Origin of the sequence: Aggregatibacter aphrophilus ATCC 33389 (assembly GCF_900636915.1) — a bacterium.
Classification (GTDB): Bacteria; Pseudomonadota; Gammaproteobacteria; order Enterobacterales; family Pasteurellaceae; genus Aggregatibacter; species Aggregatibacter aphrophilus.
The window spans coordinates 2116927-2136338 of sequence record NZ_LR134327.1; the positions used below are offsets into that span (position 1 = coordinate 2116927).

Genomic DNA, 19412 nt, shown 5'->3' on the forward strand with positions numbered 1-19412 from the left:
ATTATGACAACAACAGTAAGTAAACGTAAAAAATATGTCCGTGAAATGACCCCGACTTGGTGGAAAAGTTGGGATTTCTACAAGTTCTATATGCTACGCGAAGCCACTGCACTTCCAACGGTTTGGTTCAGTTTAGTATTGCTTTATGGCGTCATTTGTTTAGGCAAAGCGGACGGATTTGTTATGAACTTCATTCCGTTCTTACAAAATCCAATTGTCGTGATTCTTAACATCGTCTCACTGGCTGCTTTATTGCTCCACGCTGTCACCCTATTCGACATGACAGGCGAAGTGATATCCGGCACGACAGGCTTGCCCGCAAAACTAATTAAAAACGCTTTGCGCGGAATGTTTGTGGGTGTCACCGTATTGGCTTTAGTGTTAGTATTTATTTAGGGGGAAGACATGGTTAATCAAAATCCAAAACGTTCAAACGAACCACCTGTCTGGTTAATGTTTAGTGCAGGCGGCATGATAAGCGGACTTGCCTTCCCGGTATTAATTCTTATCCTCGGTTTGCTATTACCTTTTGGCCTTGTCAGCCCGGATAACATCATCGCCTTTGCACACCACTGGGTGGGTAAATTGGTTATTCTGGCTCTTACCATTTTCCCAATGTGGGCAGGCTTGCACCGTGTCCATCACGGTATGCACGACGTTAAAGTCCATGTGCCTGCTGGCGGATTTATTTTCTATGGCCTAGCCACGCTTTACAGCATTATCGTGCTATTTGCTGTGTGTAATATCTAATTGGCATTTCAAATAAAAAACTCCCGTTCAGCGGGAGTTTTTTGCATTTATAAAAAGTGCATGTTTGCTAATGTGATGTTCAAAAATAAAACTGCACTAGTTTCCCCTTGAGATTCTCTCCAATTCGCACTAGACTACCGCCCTATTTTTCAAACCTATTTTTTCAATTATGCGTGTTGCCGATTTTAATTTTGATTTACCTGATGAGCTGATTGCCCGTTATCCGAAACCGGAGCGGACAGCCAGCCGTTTATTACAACTAAATGGTGAAAACGGGGAAATTTTTCACCGCACTTTTGCCGATGTATTAGATTTAATTCAGCCTGGCGATTTGGTGGTGTTTAATAATACCCGAGTAATTCCTGCTCGGATGTTCGGGCGAAAAACTAGCGGCGGAAAGCTTGAAGTGTTAGTTGAGCGTGTACTGAGTGAATCGCGTTTTTTAGCCCACGTACGTTCATCCAAAGCACCGAAAGCCGGGGCGGAATTGATTTTAGGTGAAGATAAACTGGGCGAAGGCAATGGTGTGAAAGCAATAATGCTTGGTCGCCAAGATAGCTTGTTTGAGATCGAAATAGCCGAAAAACAGACCGCACTTTTTGATGTGTTGCAGCAAATCGGGCATATGCCGTTGCCACCGTATATTGATCGCCCTGACGAGGAAGCAGATCAGGAACGTTACCAAACCGTCTATAACAAAGTGCCAGGTGCAGTGGCGGCACCGACGGCAGGTTTGCATTTTGATGATGAACTCTTGGCAAAATTGAAAGAAAAGGGTGTAAATTTTGCCTTCGTTACCTTGCACGTGGGCGCGGGAACATTCCAACCGGTTCGAGTAGAAAACATTGAAGATCACGTTATGCACGCAGAATATGTGGAAGTGCCACAGTCGGTTTGTGATGCTATTCTCACCACAAAACAAGCCGGCAAACGGGTCATTGCGGTCGGTACGACATCAGTTCGCTCGATTGAAAGCGCAGCATTAGCCGCAGAAGAAAAACAAAGTGCGGTGTTAATTGAACCTTATTTTTCCGACACATCTATTTTTATTTACCCAGGCAAAAAGTTCCGCATCGTGGATTGTTTAATCACCAACTTCCATTTACCGGAAAGTACATTGATTATGTTGGTTTCTGCTTTCGCAGGATTTAGCCACACCATGAATGCTTATAAAAGTGCGGTAGAAAATCGCTATCGTTTTTTCAGTTACGGTGATGCGATGTTTATTAACAAGAATCCGAATGTGAAGGGATTAGAATAAAAAAATAAGGTGGGTTCAATGCCCACCTTATTTTTGTTGTTAAAGTCTAAACCCAACCTTTCTTTCGAAACTCTTTTAATACATTTACAAAATATTGCATTTCTTCTGGCGTACCCAAAGTCAAACGGTTCCAACCTTGAATCGGTAAAAATTCACGCCCAACAAGAATTCTATTTGCTTTCATGCGTTCTTGATAAGTTTTTATGTTGCCTTTAATCTCATGAAAAACGAAATTGCCATTAGACGGTACAAATTTTAATCCTAACTCCTTCAACGCATTTTGCACAATCCGACGTGATTCGGCATTGCTTTGTAAACTTAACTGTGCAAAAGTTTGATCTTGCAAGGAAGCGGTAGCAGCAACCGCACCGACAATGTTGGTATTGTCTATGGACATAAATTTTTCCACTTCCAGCACCACATCAGGATCTGCCAACATATAACCGACACGATAACCGGCTAACGCATAAAATTTAGAAAATGTACGGGTTACTGCAACATTTTTAAACCCTTGTTTAACTAAACTAATACCACTCTCAAAGGTAGGATTTTGCACAAACTCGGCGTAAGCCTCATCTAATAAAAAGAAATAATTTTCCGGTGCTTTTTTAATCCATGGAAATAACGCCTTTGCCGGTGTAATGGCTGAAGTCGGGTTATTCGGGTTGCATAAATAAAAAATATTGAGACCACTAAATTGCTCGGCGGTTTCCTGCAACTTGGCTAAATCAAATGAAAGATCAGCAGTCAATGGTACTTTGACTACCGGCACATTGAGAAATTTCGCGTACAATTCCGCATAATCAAAAGTCGGTTCCGGTACGATTAACTGTACCGCTTGTTTTGCCTGTCTGGCTTTATAAACCAACCACTGAACCACAGCTTGAATATTTTCCGAAGATCCATTTCCCAAAGAGATGAAATGATCTTGCACATCATACTTTTTGGCCAGTTGTGTAATTAATTCGGCTCGTTGATTATCAGGATAACGATAAGCGACTGCTAAACTATCAATAACCGCTTGCTTCGCTTTCTCTGACATACCTAAAGAATTTTCGTTAAAATTCAAATATAAGGTTTCGTTAGTCTTGTTTGCTCGTTTTTTTTCTGCCATTAATGATGGAGCAACTGACATTCCCACTAATGCCAAACTGCTTAGTTTCAATAGCTCTCTACGTTGCATATACTTCCTTTAAATAATATTAGCTTTCAGACAACAATAAGGTATTTGACAGAGTGAAATGTAAAAAATTGCAACAAATTTCAGGAAGAATAAAAAGTGTGGAATTTGACTTATTTTAGAGCAAACCATAAAATGAAAAACAAGGTTCTACTAGTCTAGCCTGAAAGCAAAAACAGCTTGGCTATCATTAATAGAGTCCCCCTCTGCTCAAAAGGCATTGCGGAAAACTATAGCATGAAGCCTGTGTATTTAAGCAGGCTTTTTTATTGACTAAAAAACCTTCGAACTGTTTATTCGTTGAGGAAATTAAATGAAGTATGAATTAGATAAAACCAGCGGCAACGCCCGTCGTGGTCGCTTGGTATTTGAACGCCCACAAGGCACCTTTACGGTTGAAACCCCGGCGTTTATGCCGGTAGGCACTTACGGCACGGTAAAAGGTATGACACCGGAAGAAGTACGTGCTACCGGCGCAGAAATCCTCCTTGGTAACACCTTCCATTTATGGCTTCGCCCCGGGCAAGAAGTGATGCGTAAACACGGCGATTTGCATGACTTTATGCAATGGCATCGTCCGATCCTCACCGATTCCGGCGGTTTCCAAGTGTTCAGTTTAGGTAAGTTGCGCAAAATTACCGAAGAAGGCGTAAAATTCCAAAACCCAATCAATGGCGAACGCATTTTCTTATCACCGGAAAAGTCCATGGAAATCCAATATGATTTAGGTTCCGATATTGTGATGATTTTCGATGAATGCACGCCCTACCCGGCAACCTTCGACTATGCAAAAAAATCCATGGAAATGTCTTTACGTTGGGCACAACGCAGCCGCAACCGTTTTGATGAATTAGGCAACAAAAACGCCTTATTCGGCATTATCCAAGGCGGTACGTTTGAAGAATTACGCAAAGTATCCTTGGAAGGCTTGGTGAACATCGGCTTTGACGGCTATGCCGTGGGCGGTTTAGCCGTGGGCGAACCGAAAGAAGATATGCACCGCATTTTGGAATACATTTGCCCGCAAATCCCTGCTGACAAACCACGCTATTTAATGGGCGTAGGTAAACCGGAAGATTTAGTGGAAGGTGTGCGCCGCGGTATCGATATGTTCGACTGTGTCATGCCGACCCGTAATGCACGAAACGGTCATTTATTCGTCACCGACGGAATCGTGAAAATCCGCAACGCCAAATACAAAGACGACACCAGCCCATTGGATCCACACTGTGATTGCTACACCTGTAAGCATTACACCAAAGCCTATTTGTATCATTTGGATAAATGTGGCGAAATCCTCGGTGCGCGCCTAAACACCATTCATAATTTACGTTATTATCAACGTTTAATGGCAGAAATTCGTCAGGCCATTGAAGAAGATCGCTTCGATGATTTCGTGGTGGAATTTTATGCGAGAATCGGCAAGCCGATTCCGCCGTTACAACTTGCAGAAACAGAAAAATAATCAGCTAAAAAAATAATCAATGAAAAGTGCGGTGAAAAATTTAAGTGTTTTTTCCACCGCACTTTCATCTATCACAGGAGTCTCTATGCAAATCCTTGAACCTCAGCAATTCGCCAGTTGGAACGAACCCATTGAAATGTTGTATGCCTGTCATGGCAAAGTAAAGCGTTTCTGTCGCCAACTCACGATTTTGCCTGATTATTTAGAAAAACATGGTTGCAATCAGGCGGTGAAAAATGACGTTCAACAAATTCTAAATTATTTCAATCAGTCTGCCCCGCTACACCATGATGACGAGGAAAAAGATTTTTTCCCACTCTTAGTGAAACATGTGCCGGAAGCGCAAAAAGACATTGATGAGTTGGAAAGACAACACGTGACGTTGCATGATAACTGGGCGAAATTATCCGAACAGCTAAAATCTTTGTTGGATGGCGAACGGAATAATGTCGATATCGTATTAATTAATAATGTGGTGTCGGGCTATGACAAACACATCGCGTTGGAAGAGCCGTTATTTGAGCTTGGTAAACAACATTTATCGGAAGCAGAATTACGTGAAATTGGTGAAATCATGAGTACCCGTCGCCAAGTACAAAAATAAGCAGTCAATAGTAAAAACCATGGAATATCAAATTGATACTCGTGAGTATCGTTGTCCTCTGCCATTATTAATGACGAAGAAAGCCGTCAAAACATTAACCCTAAATGATGTATTGACGGTGTTGCTTTCATCGGAAAGTAACATTGAAGATTTTCGTTTGTTGTGCGAAGAACAAGATTTATCTTTCGTCGTGACAAATCAGTCTCAACGAAGTATTAAAATAACCAAAATCAAGGAATAGACCTACCCGTTTAGTACATAAAAGTGCGGTCATTTTTGCCGTTATTTTTGCCGTTATTTTTGCAATATCATTTTCACATTTAAGCAGATTTATGGTATTTTAACTGCCGATTTTAATCAGTTTACGGACGCTCCAAAGCGTCTTCTCTTTTCATTAACTAAAAGGAAATTTGAATGGAAGCTCAACAAGGCAGCCCAATGTCAATGTTATTTATTTTCATTATCTTCGGATTGATTTTCTATTTTATGATTTATCGTCCGCAAGCAAAAAGAAATAAAGAACATAAAAAATTGATGTCCGAATTAACTAAAGGCACTGAAGTATTAACTGCCGGCGGTATCATCGGTAAAATCACCAAAGTGCCTGAAAAGGGCGATGTCATCGTTATCGCATTAAATGATAAAACCGAAATTACTATTAACCGTAATTACATTGCAGCCGTATTACCCAAAGGCACAATCGAAACTCTTTAATCTATTCCTCAAGGGAACAGGAAATCTATGTTAAATCGTTACCCTTTATGGAAGAATCTAATGGTGATCTTTTTGATCGCCATTGGTGTTTTATACGCTCTTCCAAATCTTTACGGTGAAGATCCTGCCGTACAAATTTCAGGAACTCGTGGCCAAGAAGCCAATTCCGGCATCTTAAGCGAAGTTCAAACCGTTCTAAAAGACAATAATCTGGCAACTAAATCCATTGTGTTGGAAAACGGTTCAATCTTAGTACGTTTTAACAACACTGATGCGCAATTACTCGCCAAAGATAAAATCACCGAGAAATTAGGCACAAATTATTCTGTCGCCTTAAACCTTGCACCGGCAACACCAACATGGTTAAGCAGTATTGGTGGTAATCCGATGAAATGGGGCTTAGATTTGCGCGGTGGCGTACGTTTCTTAATGGAAGTGGATATGAATTCTGCTTTAAGCAAACGTCAGGAACAATTACAGGATTCCTTGCGCACAGAGTTACGTAGAGAAAAATATCAGTACACCGCCATCAAATCGGCAGAAAATTTTGGCACAACCATTACGTTAGCTCGCCCAGAACAACTTTCCGATGTGCAACGTTATTTGCGTCGCCAACACCAAAATTTAGAAGTAAAAGCCATTTCCGATAATACATTATCCCTAGGTTTGTCTGACGCCGCATTAAACGAAGCCCGCGAAAGCGCTATTGAACAAAACTTAAGTATTTTGCGTAAACGTGTGACAGAGCTTGGTGTTGCGGAAGCGGTGATTCAGCGCCAAGGCGCAGAACGTATCGTGGTTGAGTTGCCGGGTGTGCAAGACACCGCACGCGCAAAAGAAATTCTTGGCGCGACGGCTACTCTTGAGTTCCGTTTAGTCAACGGCAACGCAAACTTAGAAGCGGCGGCTCGCGGTATGGTCACTTCTGATTCTGAAGTGAAATATGACAGAAACAATCGCCCTATCGTGCTATATAAACGCGCGGTATTAGGTGGTGAACACATTACTAACGCGAGTTCCGGTGTTGATCAAAATACATCCAGACCACAAGTTAGTGTAACCTTGGATAGTGAAGGTGGCGAAATTATGTCGCAAACGACGCGTGCCAACATCCAAAAACCAATGGCAACGTTGTACGTTGAATATAAAGACAGCGGCAAAAAAGACGAAAATGGTAAAACCATTTTACAAAAACACGAAGAAGTTATTAACGTTGCAACCATTCAAGGCCGCTTCGGTAGTCAATTCCAAATTACCGGTATTGATTCTCCTGCAGAAGCACAAAATCTTGCCGTATTACTTCGTTCCGGTGCGTTGATTGCACCGATTCAAATCGTGGAAGAACGCACCATCGGTCCGTCTCTTGGTGCGCAAAACGTAGAACAAGGTTTGCAAGCAAGCTTTTGGGGCTTAATGATCGTAGTGGCGTTTATGGTGATTTACTACCGTAAATTTGGCCTTATCGCCAATGTCGCTTTGATCGCCAACATCGTTTTATTAGTCGGTTTAATGTCGTTATTACCAGGTGCCACGCTCACCATGCCGGGTATTGCCGGTATCGTATTGGCGGTCGGGATGTCTGTGGATGCGAACGTATTAATCTTCGAGCGGATTAAAGAAGAAATCCGCAACGGTCGTCCGGTTCAACAAGCTATTAATGAAGGTTATAGCGGTGCGTTTAGTTCCATCTTCGATGCTAACTTAACCACCATTTTGACCGCCGTGGCACTTTACGCCGTGGGAACAGGCCCAATTAAAGGTTTCGCAATCACCTTGTCTTTAGGTATTGCCATTTCAATGTTTACCGCAATCACCGGCACACGGGCAATCGTGAACTTCTTATACGGCGGCAAACGAATTGATAAATTATCAATTTAACGGTGAGGAACATATTGTGAATTTAGAAAATAGAAGTCAGCCAATTAAAGAAATTCAAGGCATTAAACTCCCTTTCCGTTTAGTGGAATTCATGAAATTCCGTATGTGGGGCTATCTTGCTTCCGTGGTTATTATCGCAGTTTCATTATTCTTTGTGTTTACCAAAGGCTTCAACTGGGGCTTAGATTTCACCGGTGGCGTGGTGGTGGATACGCACTTTTCCCAACCTGCGGATTTGGAAAAAATACGTACTACCCTTACTCAAAACGGTATCGAAAGCCCACTCGTGCAAACCACCGGTGGCGTACGTGATGTCATGATTCGCCTACCAGCAACGGAAAACGCACAAATCGGCGATCATGTGAAGAAAATGTTGAGCACATTGGATAGTGATATTCAAATTCGTTCCATTGAGTTTGTTGGGCCAAACGTAGGGGAAGAGTTAACTCAAGGTGCCATTTACGCGACTTTAACAACGCTTATTATGTTGTTACTTTATGTGGGTATGCGTTTTGAATGGCGCTTAGCAATCGGTGGTGTGCTTTCTTTAGCGCACGACGTGATTGTGACACTAGGTGCATTCTCTTACTTACAAATTGAAATGGATCTTACTTTCATCGCGGCGATTCTTTCCGTGGTGGGATATTCTTTAAACGATAGTATTGTGGTATTTGACCGAGTGCGTGAGAACTTCCGTAAAATCAGACGGATTGCTTCTATCGACATTATTAACATTTCATTAACACAAACTCTCTCCCGAACTATTATGACTTCAGTGACGACGTTAATTGTGGTGATCGCCCTTTTTGTCTTCGGCGGCCCGACAATCCATAGTTTCTCGTTGGCCCTCCTAATAGGTATCGGATTCGGGACATACTCTTCTATCTTCGTTGCGATTGCTATTGCATATGACTTAGGTCTTGACCGTGAACACGTGGTGCAACCCAAAGTCAACAAAGATGATATTAATGAGCTGCCTTAGTCAATAACAAAAGTGCGGTTAAAATTCATAGTGAATTTCGACCGCACTTTTTACTTTCAAATTTTTCAATAGAATAAGACGGAGAATCAGGAGTAATATCTAATAAATTCTCAGATGAAAGTGCAGTTATTTCAATGAACTATATTAATTTTCACAAAGTAATATAACTGTTAATCTAATACCGTCCCTAAAATTATAATTATATTTTAAAGGAGCAGTATGAATTTTAAATTTAAAAAATCTCAAAAAAGTGACAAACGCAACCCTACACTACTCTTTTTGACCACTTTGATCTGCACATCACAAAGTATCGATGCTGCCCCTCAAACTACGGTTCTACCGGACATAGTAGTTACCGGGCAAAGTAAAACTTCATACGAGGATGAACTGGAAAGCTATCTAAAATCCGGTTCGTACTCATATCTCAATGATACAAAAATTCAACGTTTTCGCGGCTCATCAGTAGGTGATTTTTTAAGCGGAATTCCGGGCGTCATGGTTGGCAACAAACGAAATAGCGGCGCTATAACCCCTATAATCAGAGGTATAGCCAACGAAAACAGAATTCCTGTATTGATCGATGATTCGCTTCAGTCTATCCCTTCGTGGCAAGGCTATGCAGGTTCAAGTACCAGAACATATCTGGATCCTGATCTCATCTCGCGCGTAGAAATAGAAAAAGGCCCGTCACTCAAAGCAGATGCTACCGGCGCCACAGGTGGTGTAGTGAGAATGAATACTGTAGGCTACAAAGACATAATCCCCGAAAATAAGAACTGGGGACTTCGCTTGCGGTTCGGCACGATGTCTAATACTACGGACAAACCGCCTCTTTATACACGCGGTGGATACCGCACTAAATGGATAGACGAATGTCGTACCAACCGTTCGGGTAAATGTCCGAAGCAAACCTATAATCCCGACGCGAAATACGCATCCAAAAATCCTTTTCAAAATTTAGGCAAAAGCTACAACTACTCGCTCGCATTTTCTAAAAAGTGGGAAAACGCCGACATTGTGTTGGCCTACGCCAAAAAGAAGCAGGGCAATTATTTCGTCGGACGCCATGGCGCCGTACCAGTGATAGAAGATATCGAATATAAAAATGAAGATGATTTTGAAGTACACAGAGACCCTACGAGAAAGGACAGATTCGGCAGACCTCTTGTGACTGAAGAAGATGTTAGGATCGGTAGGCTGAGATTTAAAGAGCAAAACGGTTATACCTACTTTCGTGGTGGCGAGGAAGTACTAAATACCAGCCAGGATAATAAGTCCTATCTGGCTAAGTTTAACACTTACAACGACACGCATGCTTTAAATTTGACCTACCGCGGCTATAGAAGCAAATTCGGCGAGCTGATGCCGTCCATTACGAGCTTTCGTGGAGACGGTGCGCTGCAGGGAGAAGGCACGGAAGTAAAGACCGATAGCTACAGCGCAAAATATATCTTCGATCCGACAAATCCATTTATCAAGCTAACTTTAAGCGGATATTACACTAAAAGTGACACTTCTAGCTTTACACCTTTCATCGAGGATCTGGTTGATTTCAGCTCTCGCCACGCGCACTTTACAATCTCCGAGCAGAAGGGACTAAATTTAAGCAACACCAGTGTAGCGCAAATTTTCGATAGACCACTAACGATAAACTACGGCATAAGTTACTCGCGCGAAAGAATTCATCCGCCTAAAGATATGGCTGCTAGAGTACGCGCAAAAGGCTATCCTGACAACGCTGTAGCACCGTTTTACATCAGAAACGCAAAGCGCAAAGAAAAAAGTGCCTTCATTTCGCTTAATTATCCGATCACGAACTGGCTTAAAATAGATCTAGGTCTGCGACACATCCGCACCGCAATTCATGATTTTCAGCCCAGAGTCGAAGATAAATTCGTACGCAAAAATATGCCCGATCCGAAGAATTCCGTCTGTGAACCGGTGCGCAACAACCCGTTTCAAAAAAGATGCCGGATTTATTCTTGGCCGCAACCTCCAAGCGTTAAGGCCACATCACCAATCGCGATGTTTACCTTCGAACCACATGAGAACGCGCAAATTTACATAAAATATGCCGAGGCTGTACGCTCAGCGAGTTTGTTTCAAGCATCGCGCGGATTTAGCACACAAATAGTCGATTATCAAACCTACAAGTTAAAGCCTGAGAGACAAAAGAACTGGGAAATTGGCACAAATCTATTATTTGATGATATAGGCGGTGGAGATAATCTTTTAGGTTTTAAATTTGCTTATTTTAATAACTTCACGAAAGATTATCTCACCAGAACGAGTACGCAAGGCAGACTACAAACCGTCAATATTAGATCCGCCCTTTTTCGTGGGTATGAGACTTCGGCATATTTTGATATGAGAAGCTTCTATACACAGATAGGTATGACACACTATCTAAAAACGAAATTTTGCCGTAGGGACGATCAAGTCGGACGAATAAGAGATACAACGCAGTGCTTTGAGGGCGGTATCAGCGGAAGCAATCTCGCCAATACGTTGCCTCCTAAAACAACGATAACGACTACAGTCGGATTTAGATTTTGGGATGATAAACTTGAACTGGGTGCGCGCCACAATTACTACTCAAAACGCATAGTTTCGATATTTTCGCCAAACAATAGTACCGGGGAGACAAATTCTGCCGAATGGAAGCCATATGCAATAGTCGATCTTTTCGCAAATTATAAAATTTCAAAGGATCTAACAATATCTGCAACGCTGGATAATCTAACTAACAGATATTATTTAGACGCGAACAATATGGGATTAAATCCTGCACCGGGCAGAACCTTGAGGTTAAACCTGGATTATAAATTTGGGTCTATATTTGATTAGCCTTAAATGCCACACTAGTGTTATAAGGTTATTAATTAATGCGTTTATGTCCTCAAAGTTAAATCTAAGTTTATATTCTTTAAAAAAATAACGGAAAAGATTTTTTATCGATTCCGTTATGTTTCTCAATTTCTTTGGTTTGCAATGCGTTACCTTTATTTTTATATGACCAGCATAACCGCCAATCCAACCAATCCCAAATAAATAACGGTAGTCAAAGCAGTTTGTTTTTTGACCCAGATCAAACATTTCAGCTAATCACCAAAAAATGTGATTAAGATCACTTGTGCATACAATATAATTCTAACCAGTTATATTTTAATTTTTAAACTTTAGGAGAAAACATTATGAGTAATGTTGAAAATGCAGTAAGTCCTGCACAAGCAGAAGTGAATGCTCTGGTTGAAAAAGGTTTGGTTGCGCTGAAAGAATTCCGCCAATTGAACCAAGAGCAGGTGAACTACATTGTGGCGAAAGCCTCTGTGGCGGCGCTGGATCAACATGGTGTGCTGGCGATGCACGCTTATGAAGAAACCGGGCGCGGCGTATTTGAGGATAAAGCGACCAAAAATTTATTCGCCTGTGAATATGTCGTTAACAATATGCGGCATTTAAAAACCGTCGGCGTAATAAGTGAAAATGATGTAACAGGCATCACCGAAATCGCCGATCCTGTGGGCGTCATCTGTGGGATCACCCCGACAACCAACCCGACATCCACCGCCATTTTCAAGTCCCTCATTGCGCTAAAAACCCGTAACCCAATCATTTTTGCCTTCCACCCCTCCGCCCAACAATCTTCCGCGCACGCCGCCCGCATTGTGTATGAAGCTGCTATTGCCGCCGGTGCGCCGAGAAATTGTATTCAATGGATCGAAAAACCATCTATGGAAGGCACATCCGCTTTAATGAAACACCCGGGCATCGCCACCATCCTTGCTACCGGCGGGAATGCCATGGTAGAAGCTGCTTATTCCTGCGGCAAACCGGCATTGGGCGTCGGTGCAGGTAACGTGCCGGCTTATGTGGAAAAATCCGCCAACTTAAAACAAGCAGTGCACGACATCGTGATGTCTAAATCCTTCGATAACGGCATGGTGTGCGCCTCCGAACAGGCGGCCATCGTCGATGAAGAAATCTATAACGATTTTGTAAAAGAAATGCTTTCTTACGGCGTTTATATGGTGAACAAGAAAGAAAAAGCCATGCTGGAAGAATTCATGTTCGGCACAAAAGCCAACAGCAAGAACTATGGCGGCGCGAAACTGAATGCCAATGTGGTGGGTAAACCTGCCGCCTGGATTGCGGAACAGGCGGGCTTCAAAGTGCCACCGCGAACCAATATTCTGCTTGCCGAATGTAAAGAAGTGGGCGAAAAAGAGCCGCTAACCCGTGAAAAACTTTCTCCGGTACTGGCTTTAATTAAATCTACCTCCCGTGAAGACGGTCTTGAAAAAGCGGAACAAATGGTGGAATTCCACGGTTTGGGTCACTCCGCCGCCATTCACACCTCCGATGCGGAGCTTGCCAAAGAATTTGGTAAACGGGTGAAAGCCATTCGCGTTATCTGGAACTCGCCTTCTACCTTCGGCGGTATCGGTGATGTGTATAACGCCTTCCTGCCTTCCCTTACGTTAGGTTGTGGTTCTTATGGTAAAAATTCCGTGGGCAACAACGTAAGTGCGGTCAATTTAATTAACATTAAACGAGTAGGCAGACGGAGAAACAATATGCAATGGTTTAAAGTGCCGTCAAAAATCTATTTTGAACGGGATTCAATTCAATATCTTCAATCCATGGGCGGCATGGAACGCGTGGTCATCGTCACCGACCGTACCATGGTGGACTTAGGTTTCGTAGAAAAAATCGCCCACCAAATTACGGCTCGTGGCAATCACGTAACCTACCAATTATTTGCCGATGTAGAACCGGATCCGTCCATTGAAACCGTACGCCGTGGTACGGAGTTAATCCGTAACTATAAACCGGATACCATTATCGCCCTGGGTGGTGGTTCGGCAATGGATGCGGCAAAAGTGATGTGGTTATTCTATGAACAACCGGAAGTGGATTTCCGCGATTTGGTACAGAAATTCATGGATATACGTAAACGCGCGTTTAAATTCCCGCAACTAGGTCGTAAAGCCAGATTTATCGGTATTCCGACAACATCCGGTACCGGTTCTGAAGTGACACCGTTTGCGGTTATCACCGAAGGTAATAAAAAGTACCCGATTGCCGACTACTCGCTTACCCCGACCGTCGCCATTGTGGATCCGGCATTAGTGATCACTGTACCGGCACATGTCGCCGCCGACACCGGCTTGGACGTATTAACCCACGCCACCGAAGCTTATGTATCCATTCTTGCTAGCGACTTCACCGATGGTCTTGCACTGCAAGCCATTAAACTGGTGTTTGAGTTCCTGGAAAAATCCGTGAACGAAAAAGATCCTGAAGCGCGCGAAAGAATGCACAACGCCTCCACCATGGCAGGTATGGCATTCGCCAATGCGTTTTTAGGGATGAACCACTCCCTTGCCCACAAAATCGGCGGGCGTTTCCATACACCACACGGACGCACCAACGCGATTTTAATGCCGCACGTGATTCGTTATAACGGTACTCGTCCGGAAAAAACTGCTACGTGGCCGAAATATAATTACTACAAAGCAGATGTAAAATACCAAGACATCGCCCGTATGCTCGGCTTGCCTTGCAGCACACCGGAAGAAGGCGTACGTTCTTACGCCCAAGCCTGCTACGATTTAGCTGTGCGTTGTGGCATTAAGATGTCTTTCAAAGAACAAGGCTTGGATGAAAAAGCGTGGATGGATGCCCGTCGTGATGTGGCACTGCTCGCCTTTGAAGACCAATGTTCCCCGGCAAACCCTCGTTTACCGATGGTAGAAGATATGCAAACGATTCTAACTCGAGCTTATTATGGGTATGATCCGAAGGATTATTAATTCCTCATTATGCCTTAACAAAAAAAGCCTAGAAATATTTCTAGGCTTTTCTTTTTCCACCCAAAGTGCGGTCAAAAAATCCAAAGGATTTTGAACGTTGGCTTTGCCAACGTCCTGCCCTAGTAAATACTGAGACATTTGAACAATATGCACGGCAAGATCGCCGAGTGCACCTAAACCGGCCTTTTCTTTCACACAGTGCCAATCCAATGGTGTATTTTTATTAGCAAGATAATCTTCATTATGCGTACCATAAAAATGAATCACCTCACCAATTTCACCGTTTGCAATAATTTCTCTTGCTAATTGCGTTGTTGGTTTTTTTATATAATTGAACCCTACCAACGTTTTAACGCCCGCCTGTTTCGCCGCCTCATACATCAATTTGGCGTCAGTCGCGGTCAGTGCAAGTGGTTTTTCAGAATAAACATGTTTACCATTGGCAATGGCGGCTAATGCGATTTCTTTATGAAGAAAATTAGGGGTGCATATATCTACGACATCCACATTCGGATCCTGCACAATATCACGCCAATCGTCCGTAAAACGTTTAAATCCGAATTCTTTTGCTTTCTTTTCCGCTAACTCCGATGTGACTTCGGCCAAATATTCCAACACTAATTCGGCATCAAGCGAAAAAACCGTTGGTGCCTGCGCATAAGCAATTGCATGATAACGTCCGATATACCCTGTTCCGACTAAACCGATACGCACTTGTTTCATACCCTATCCTTACCATTTATTGCATAAAATAAGAGGAGATAAGTTCCAATTTTCCATTATCTCCTCCCAATGATTTAAAAATGAAGCTGATTACAATGTAGGCATACTAAATGCCGCATTCTCAATCACATATTTATTCGGCCAACGTGTGGTGACGGTTTTCATCTTCGTGTAGAAACGAACACCGTCCGGACCATAAACGTTCAACGTGCTGTAAGAAGAATGTTTCCAACCGCCAAAACAGTGGAATGACATCGGCACCGGAATCGGCACATTAATACCCACCATACCGGCTTGAACGTGATACGCAAATTCACGCGCCGCACCACCATCGGAGGTAAAGATTGCCGTACCATTTCCATAAGGATGTTCATTAATCAATTTCATCGCTTCTTCAAAACTTTTCGCTCTGACAATACCAAGCACCGGACCAAAGATTTCTTCTTTATAAATCACCATATCGCCAGTTACATTGTCAAACAAGGAGCCACCAATAAAGAAACCATTTTCATGACCTGCCGGTTTTTTACCCCGACCATCAACAACGAGTGTTGCGCCTTCTTCCACACCAGTTGTAATGTAATTCGTCACATTATTAAGATGTTGTTGAGTAATTAACGGACCAAAGTCCATTTCTTTTTCACCGTCTTTCGGAATACCCGGACCATAACGAAGCGCTTCTACTTTCGGTTTTAAGGCCGCCACTAATTTATCTGCGGTTTCATCATCAATCGTCACAGCTAATGCCAGTGCCATACAACGCTCACCCGCTGCACCAAATGCGGCTCCCAACAAAGCGTTCGCCGTGGATTCAATATCCGCATCAGGCATAATCAATGCATGGTTTTTCGCCGCACCAAAAGTTTGCACGCGTTTGCCGAACTCGGAACCGACTTTATATACATGTGCCGCCGCCGGTGTAGAGCCCACAAAGCTCACTGCATGAACGCGCGGATCACGTAATAAAATTTCATTGTCATTACGGTCACCATGTACCACATTAAATACACCATCAGGCAAGCCGGCTTCTTTTAGCAACTCAGCCAAACGAATGGACAAAGAAGGATCGGCTTTCGCCGGTTTTAAAATAAAGGTATTACCACAGGCTAATGCAATCGGGAACATCCACATCGGCACCATTACTGGGAAATTAAATGGCGTAATACCTACAGTTACCCCTAATGGTTGTAAGGAAGAATGAATATCAATGCCACGCCCTGCCTGCTCTGAAAATTCACCTTTCAATAAATGAGGAATACCGCATGAAAACTCCACCACTTCCAAACCACGTGTCAACTCACCACAGGCATCGGAATAAACTTTACCATGTTCTTCAACAATTAAACGCGCCAATGAATCCCAATCTCTTTCCAATAATTCTTTAAATTTAAACATAATACGGGCACGACGTAGCGGAGAGGTCGCTGACCAATCGGCAAAGGCTTTATGCGCAACCTCAATCGCTTCATTGACATCATCAGGCGAACTCATGATCACTTGGCGAATTTGCTCGCCTGTTGCCGGATTATAAATCGGATGCGCTTTTGTCCCTCTGCTTGGCACTTGTTTACCATTAATAAAGTTATAAACAGTTTCCATTTTGAACTCCTTCTTATGATTTAAGAAATTAACATGCGATAAACGAATGGCAATTTACATAAAACAACGATGCTCATCACCCAAGGTAGCTATAGAGTAGGAAAATAAAATAAAATTTTCAAATCATTTTTATTTCATTTGAATTTTTTATTTCATTTTTGTGATCTGTATCTGATTTTACTCTGCAAAATATAAAAGTGCGGTAAAAATCCACCGCACTTTTTGCCATTCATCATTAATTCGTTATTCGTTTGGTTTGATAATACACGACGATAGCAAATAGAACGGATGCTAAAACAGAACAAACATCTGCACCGACCCAGAAATAAGACAAGCTGTCAAAATCATAAATTTTCTTACCGGCCTCATTAATTACGGTCGTTTTATCCAACATAAATCCAGTCAAAAATTCCCCTGCTGCAGCCCCTGCATAACCGAAAACGCCCATCATACCTAGTGCTATGCCGGAAGCAGATTTATGGGAAATGTCTGTGGCCAACAATCCACCTAAGAAGCACAATTGGATGCCAAGCGTAATACCAAATACGGAAAGGGCGATAATGGAGAACCAAGTATTGCCATTCGGTGCAAATAAAAACGCGGCTAAGGAAATCGCATTCAACAAACTGACACCGATGGTCATAATATTTCGCTTACCATGTAGGAAACGATCGGATAACCATCCTGAAACCACTGTTCCTAAAATACCGACGATACTGTTCACGCTAATGATGGATGCGGCTTCAATAGTGGTATAACCTTTTCCGTTTTCAAGGAAAAAAACGCCCCAACTGTTCACACCGTAACGGGCGATATACATACAACAAGAGGCAACCGCCAAAATCCAAATCGCCGGATTTTTTATGACGTCCCATTGGTGCTTTAACACTTCCTTATTATCAAAAACTTCATCTTTCGATTCGGTTTTAATAATCGGTTTATATCCACAAGATTCCGGTGAATCTTTCATAAACATAATGGTCACAAGCACGCCCAATAATCCGGCAATCCCTGCAAAATTGAACCCTGCACGCCAACCGAATGTGGTAATCACGGCAGCTGTGACAACAAAGGTAATGCCTTCACCAACATTATGAGCAACAGACCAAAAACCATAATAGGAGCCGCGTTCTTTGTCATCATACCAACGGGATAATGCCACGACACAAGGCCCCACCCCCATAGATTGCACCCAGCCGTTGAAACCCCAAATAATGGTAAGCACAATCGCACTGGTGTTCATTCCCATGGCAAAGTTAGCAAGCGCAGAAAAAAACAATCCGACGGAAAAGAAACGAACGATATTGGAATGGTCGGCCAAAGCGCTATTGACGAATTTACCGACAGCATAAGTAATAAAGGTTGCGGAACCGATAACCCCGAGTTCTGTTGGCGTTAAGATTCCGTTATTCACCAAAATAGGTTTGGCTACGTTAAAAGATAAACGACAGACATAATAAATGGCATAAGCAAATGAAAACGCCCAAAAGCTTTTCATTCGAGTACTCTTAAACATTTTCTCCGTATAATCTTTCAAGGGGATTGCCGAACTGGCCTTAAAAAAGCTGAGAACTGACATATAGCCTCCTTTCTACTTTCATTGTGTTTCATGTGAGTTTTTGATGTGATTTAGTCTTGTAAACACAGCTTCACTACAACAACCTAAAATATAATTTCCTTTTAATAAGCCATCATTTTCAAGGAAATTATTCACACATCCACCGGCTTCCTGAACAATAATAATAGCTGCACAAACATCCCAAGCATTAATGTGCGGTTCAAAATAGCCAATCAAACGACCTGCCGCCACATACACCAACATTAATGCGCCGGAACCATTGCGAATAAACATTCCGCCATCAAGTAAAATTTGATGTAGCACGGGAGTAAAAGTATTAGGATGAACGCGGTGAGACACGCCTAATCCCATTAATCCTTCTTTTAATGAGGTGGAGGAGGAAACATGAATAGGATGATCATTAAGAAATGCCCCATCACCTTTCATTGCTCTGAATAACTCATTGTGGACGGGGTCAAAAATCACACCGGAGACAATCTGATTTTTGTGTAGAATTGCAATGGAAATGCACCAAGCATTTAATCCATATAAAAATGGGCTGGTACCATCAATAGGATCCACTACCCAACAATATTCACAGGCTAAGTTTTCTGCACCGGATTCTTCTCCTAAAAAACCATCTTGCGGGAAATACTGTTTTAATGCGTCTTTAATTTTCGCTTCGACGGTTTTATCTGCAATACTAACTTGATCCTGCAAATCGCCTTTTTTACACTCGATTTTTAACTCCTTGCGATTAAGATAAAAATCCAGTGCAATTTTCCCAACTTCTTTGACTAACTCCTGAGAAAATAAATATCTATTTCGTAGTTCAATGTCCATATATATTCTCCTGATTAATACATTGTTGTAGATTTACGG

General features: G+C 42.4%; 15 protein-coding genes and 1 pseudogene. 11 read left to right on the forward strand and 5 right to left on the reverse strand.

All coding sequences use genetic code 11. The features are described from left to right. The first annotated feature begins 3 nt into the window (after positions 1-3). The 3 genes from frdC (at position 4) to queA (ending at position 2011) form a co-directional block, all read left to right on the forward strand. Entirely contained in the window at positions 4-396 is a 393-nt protein-coding gene (gene frdC / locus EL144_RS10145; RefSeq protein ID WP_005703844.1) for a fumarate reductase subunit FrdC, read from the forward strand. 9 nt (positions 397-405) lie between these two features. Next, positions 406-750 (forward strand): fumarate reductase subunit FrdD, encoded by a 345-nt coding sequence (gene frdD / locus EL144_RS10150; RefSeq protein WP_005701079.1) that lies wholly within the window; start codon positions 406-408, stop codon positions 748-750. Positions 751-919: 169 nt separating this feature from the next. Then, positions 920-2011, forward strand: a complete 1092-nt coding sequence (queA, locus tag EL144_RS10155; RefSeq protein WP_005703843.1) for a tRNA preQ1(34) S-adenosylmethionine ribosyltransferase-isomerase QueA — start codon at positions 920-922, stop codon at positions 2009-2011. 46 nt (positions 2012-2057) lie between these two features. Here queA and EL144_RS10160 read toward each other — a convergent pair whose 3' ends face one another. Continuing rightward, positions 2058-3194: a pyridoxal phosphate-dependent aminotransferase gene (locus EL144_RS10160; RefSeq protein WP_005703842.1), complete on the reverse strand. Its 1137-nt coding sequence runs from the start codon at positions 3192-3194 to the stop codon at positions 2058-2060. Positions 3195-3504: 310 nt separating this feature from the next. Between EL144_RS10160 and tgt the strand changes: the two genes are divergently transcribed. The 8 genes from tgt to adhE all read left to right on the forward strand — a co-directional run bounded on the left by tgt (position 3505) and on the right by adhE (position 14650). Next, the gene (tgt, locus tag EL144_RS10165; RefSeq protein ID WP_005703841.1) at positions 3505-4656 is read left to right on the forward strand and encodes a tRNA guanosine(34) transglycosylase Tgt; all 1152 of its coding nucleotides are present in this window, start codon (positions 3505-3507) and stop codon (positions 4654-4656) included. Positions 4657-4741: 85 nt separating this feature from the next. Continuing rightward, a complete protein-coding gene (locus EL144_RS10170; RefSeq protein ID WP_032995165.1) occupies positions 4742-5260 on the forward strand; it encodes a hemerythrin domain-containing protein in 519 nt (172 codons plus the stop codon). A gap of 19 nt (positions 5261-5279) precedes the next feature. Then, positions 5280-5501, forward strand: coding sequence for a sulfurtransferase TusA family protein (locus EL144_RS10175; protein WP_005703838.1), 222 nt, complete (start codon positions 5280-5282; stop codon positions 5499-5501). Positions 5502-5674: 173 nt separating this feature from the next. Beyond that, complete coding sequence (gene yajC / locus EL144_RS10180) at positions 5675-5974, forward strand: preprotein translocase subunit YajC (protein WP_005701087.1); 300 nt, start codon at positions 5675-5677, stop codon at positions 5972-5974. A 27-nt stretch (positions 5975-6001) separates the two neighbouring features. Beyond that, complete coding sequence (gene secD / locus EL144_RS10185) at positions 6002-7852, forward strand: protein translocase subunit SecD (protein ID WP_032995163.1); 1851 nt, start codon at positions 6002-6004, stop codon at positions 7850-7852. Between the two features lie 16 nt (positions 7853-7868). After that, the gene (secF, locus tag EL144_RS10190) at positions 7869-8834 is read left to right on the forward strand and encodes a protein translocase subunit SecF (protein ID WP_032995250.1); all 966 of its coding nucleotides are present in this window, start codon (positions 7869-7871) and stop codon (positions 8832-8834) included. A 219-nt stretch (positions 8835-9053) separates the two neighbouring features. Then, complete coding sequence (locus EL144_RS10195; RefSeq protein WP_005703832.1) at positions 9054-11681, forward strand: TonB-dependent receptor domain-containing protein; 2628 nt, start codon at positions 9054-9056, stop codon at positions 11679-11681. Positions 11682-12028: 347 nt separating this feature from the next. Next, positions 12029-14650: a bifunctional acetaldehyde-CoA/alcohol dehydrogenase gene (gene adhE, locus EL144_RS10200; protein ID WP_005703831.1), complete on the forward strand. Its 2622-nt coding sequence runs from the start codon at positions 12029-12031 to the stop codon at positions 14648-14650. Between the two features lie 108 nt (positions 14651-14758). Here adhE and EL144_RS10205 read toward each other — a convergent pair. From EL144_RS10205 to EL144_RS10220, 4 genes and pseudogenes are all read right to left on the reverse strand, one after another. Then, positions 14759-15373: pseudogene (locus EL144_RS10205) on the reverse strand (Gfo/Idh/MocA family protein); the annotation flags it as partial. Positions 15374-15463: 90 nt separating this feature from the next. Then, positions 15464-16972, reverse strand: coding sequence for a CoA-acylating methylmalonate-semialdehyde dehydrogenase (locus EL144_RS10210; RefSeq protein ID WP_005703829.1), 1509 nt, complete (start codon positions 16970-16972; stop codon positions 15464-15466). Between the two features lie 235 nt (positions 16973-17207). Continuing rightward, the gene (locus tag EL144_RS10215) at positions 17208-18551 is read right to left on the reverse strand and encodes an MFS transporter (RefSeq protein WP_012771669.1); all 1344 of its coding nucleotides are present in this window, start codon (positions 18549-18551) and stop codon (positions 17208-17210) included. Positions 18552-18569: 18 nt separating this feature from the next. Then, positions 18570-19373, reverse strand: a complete 804-nt coding sequence (locus EL144_RS10220) for an inositol monophosphatase family protein (RefSeq protein ID WP_005701096.1) — start codon at positions 19371-19373, stop codon at positions 18570-18572. Between the last annotated feature and the right edge of the window lie 39 nt (positions 19374-19412).

What these genes read in the sequence shown, in the direction of transcription:
- frdC (WP_005703844.1), top strand. Translation starts at nt 4, where the DNA reads ATGACAACAACAGTAAGTAAACGTAAAAAATATGTCCGTGAAATGACC.
- frdD (WP_005701079.1), top strand. Translation starts at nt 406, where the DNA reads ATGGTTAATCAAAATCCAAAACGTTCAAACGAACCACCTGTCTGGTTA.
- queA (WP_005703843.1), top strand. Translation starts at nt 920, where the DNA reads ATGCGTGTTGCCGATTTTAATTTTGATTTACCTGATGAGCTGATTGCC.
- EL144_RS10160 (WP_005703842.1), bottom strand. Translation starts at nt 3,194, where the DNA reads ATGCAACGTAGAGAGCTATTGAAACTAAGCAGTTTGGCATTAGTGGGA.
- tgt (WP_005703841.1), top strand. Translation starts at nt 3,505, where the DNA reads ATGAAGTATGAATTAGATAAAACCAGCGGCAACGCCCGTCGTGGTCGC.
- EL144_RS10170 (WP_032995165.1), top strand. Translation starts at nt 4,742, where the DNA reads ATGCAAATCCTTGAACCTCAGCAATTCGCCAGTTGGAACGAACCCATT.
- EL144_RS10175 (WP_005703838.1), top strand. Translation starts at nt 5,280, where the DNA reads ATGGAATATCAAATTGATACTCGTGAGTATCGTTGTCCTCTGCCATTA.
- yajC (WP_005701087.1), top strand. Translation starts at nt 5,675, where the DNA reads ATGGAAGCTCAACAAGGCAGCCCAATGTCAATGTTATTTATTTTCATT.
- secD (WP_032995163.1), top strand. Translation starts at nt 6,002, where the DNA reads ATGTTAAATCGTTACCCTTTATGGAAGAATCTAATGGTGATCTTTTTG.
- EL144_RS10195 (WP_005703832.1), top strand. Translation starts at nt 9,054, where the DNA reads ATGAATTTTAAATTTAAAAAATCTCAAAAAAGTGACAAACGCAACCCT.
- adhE (WP_005703831.1), top strand. Translation starts at nt 12,029, where the DNA reads ATGAGTAATGTTGAAAATGCAGTAAGTCCTGCACAAGCAGAAGTGAAT.
- EL144_RS10210 (WP_005703829.1), bottom strand. Translation starts at nt 16,972, where the DNA reads ATGGAAACTGTTTATAACTTTATTAATGGTAAACAAGTGCCAAGCAGA.
- EL144_RS10215 (WP_012771669.1), bottom strand. Translation starts at nt 18,551, where the DNA reads ATGTCAGTTCTCAGCTTTTTTAAGGCCAGTTCGGCAATCCCCTTGAAA.
- EL144_RS10220 (WP_005701096.1), bottom strand. Translation starts at nt 19,373, where the DNA reads ATGGACATTGAACTACGAAATAGATATTTATTTTCTCAGGAGTTAGTC.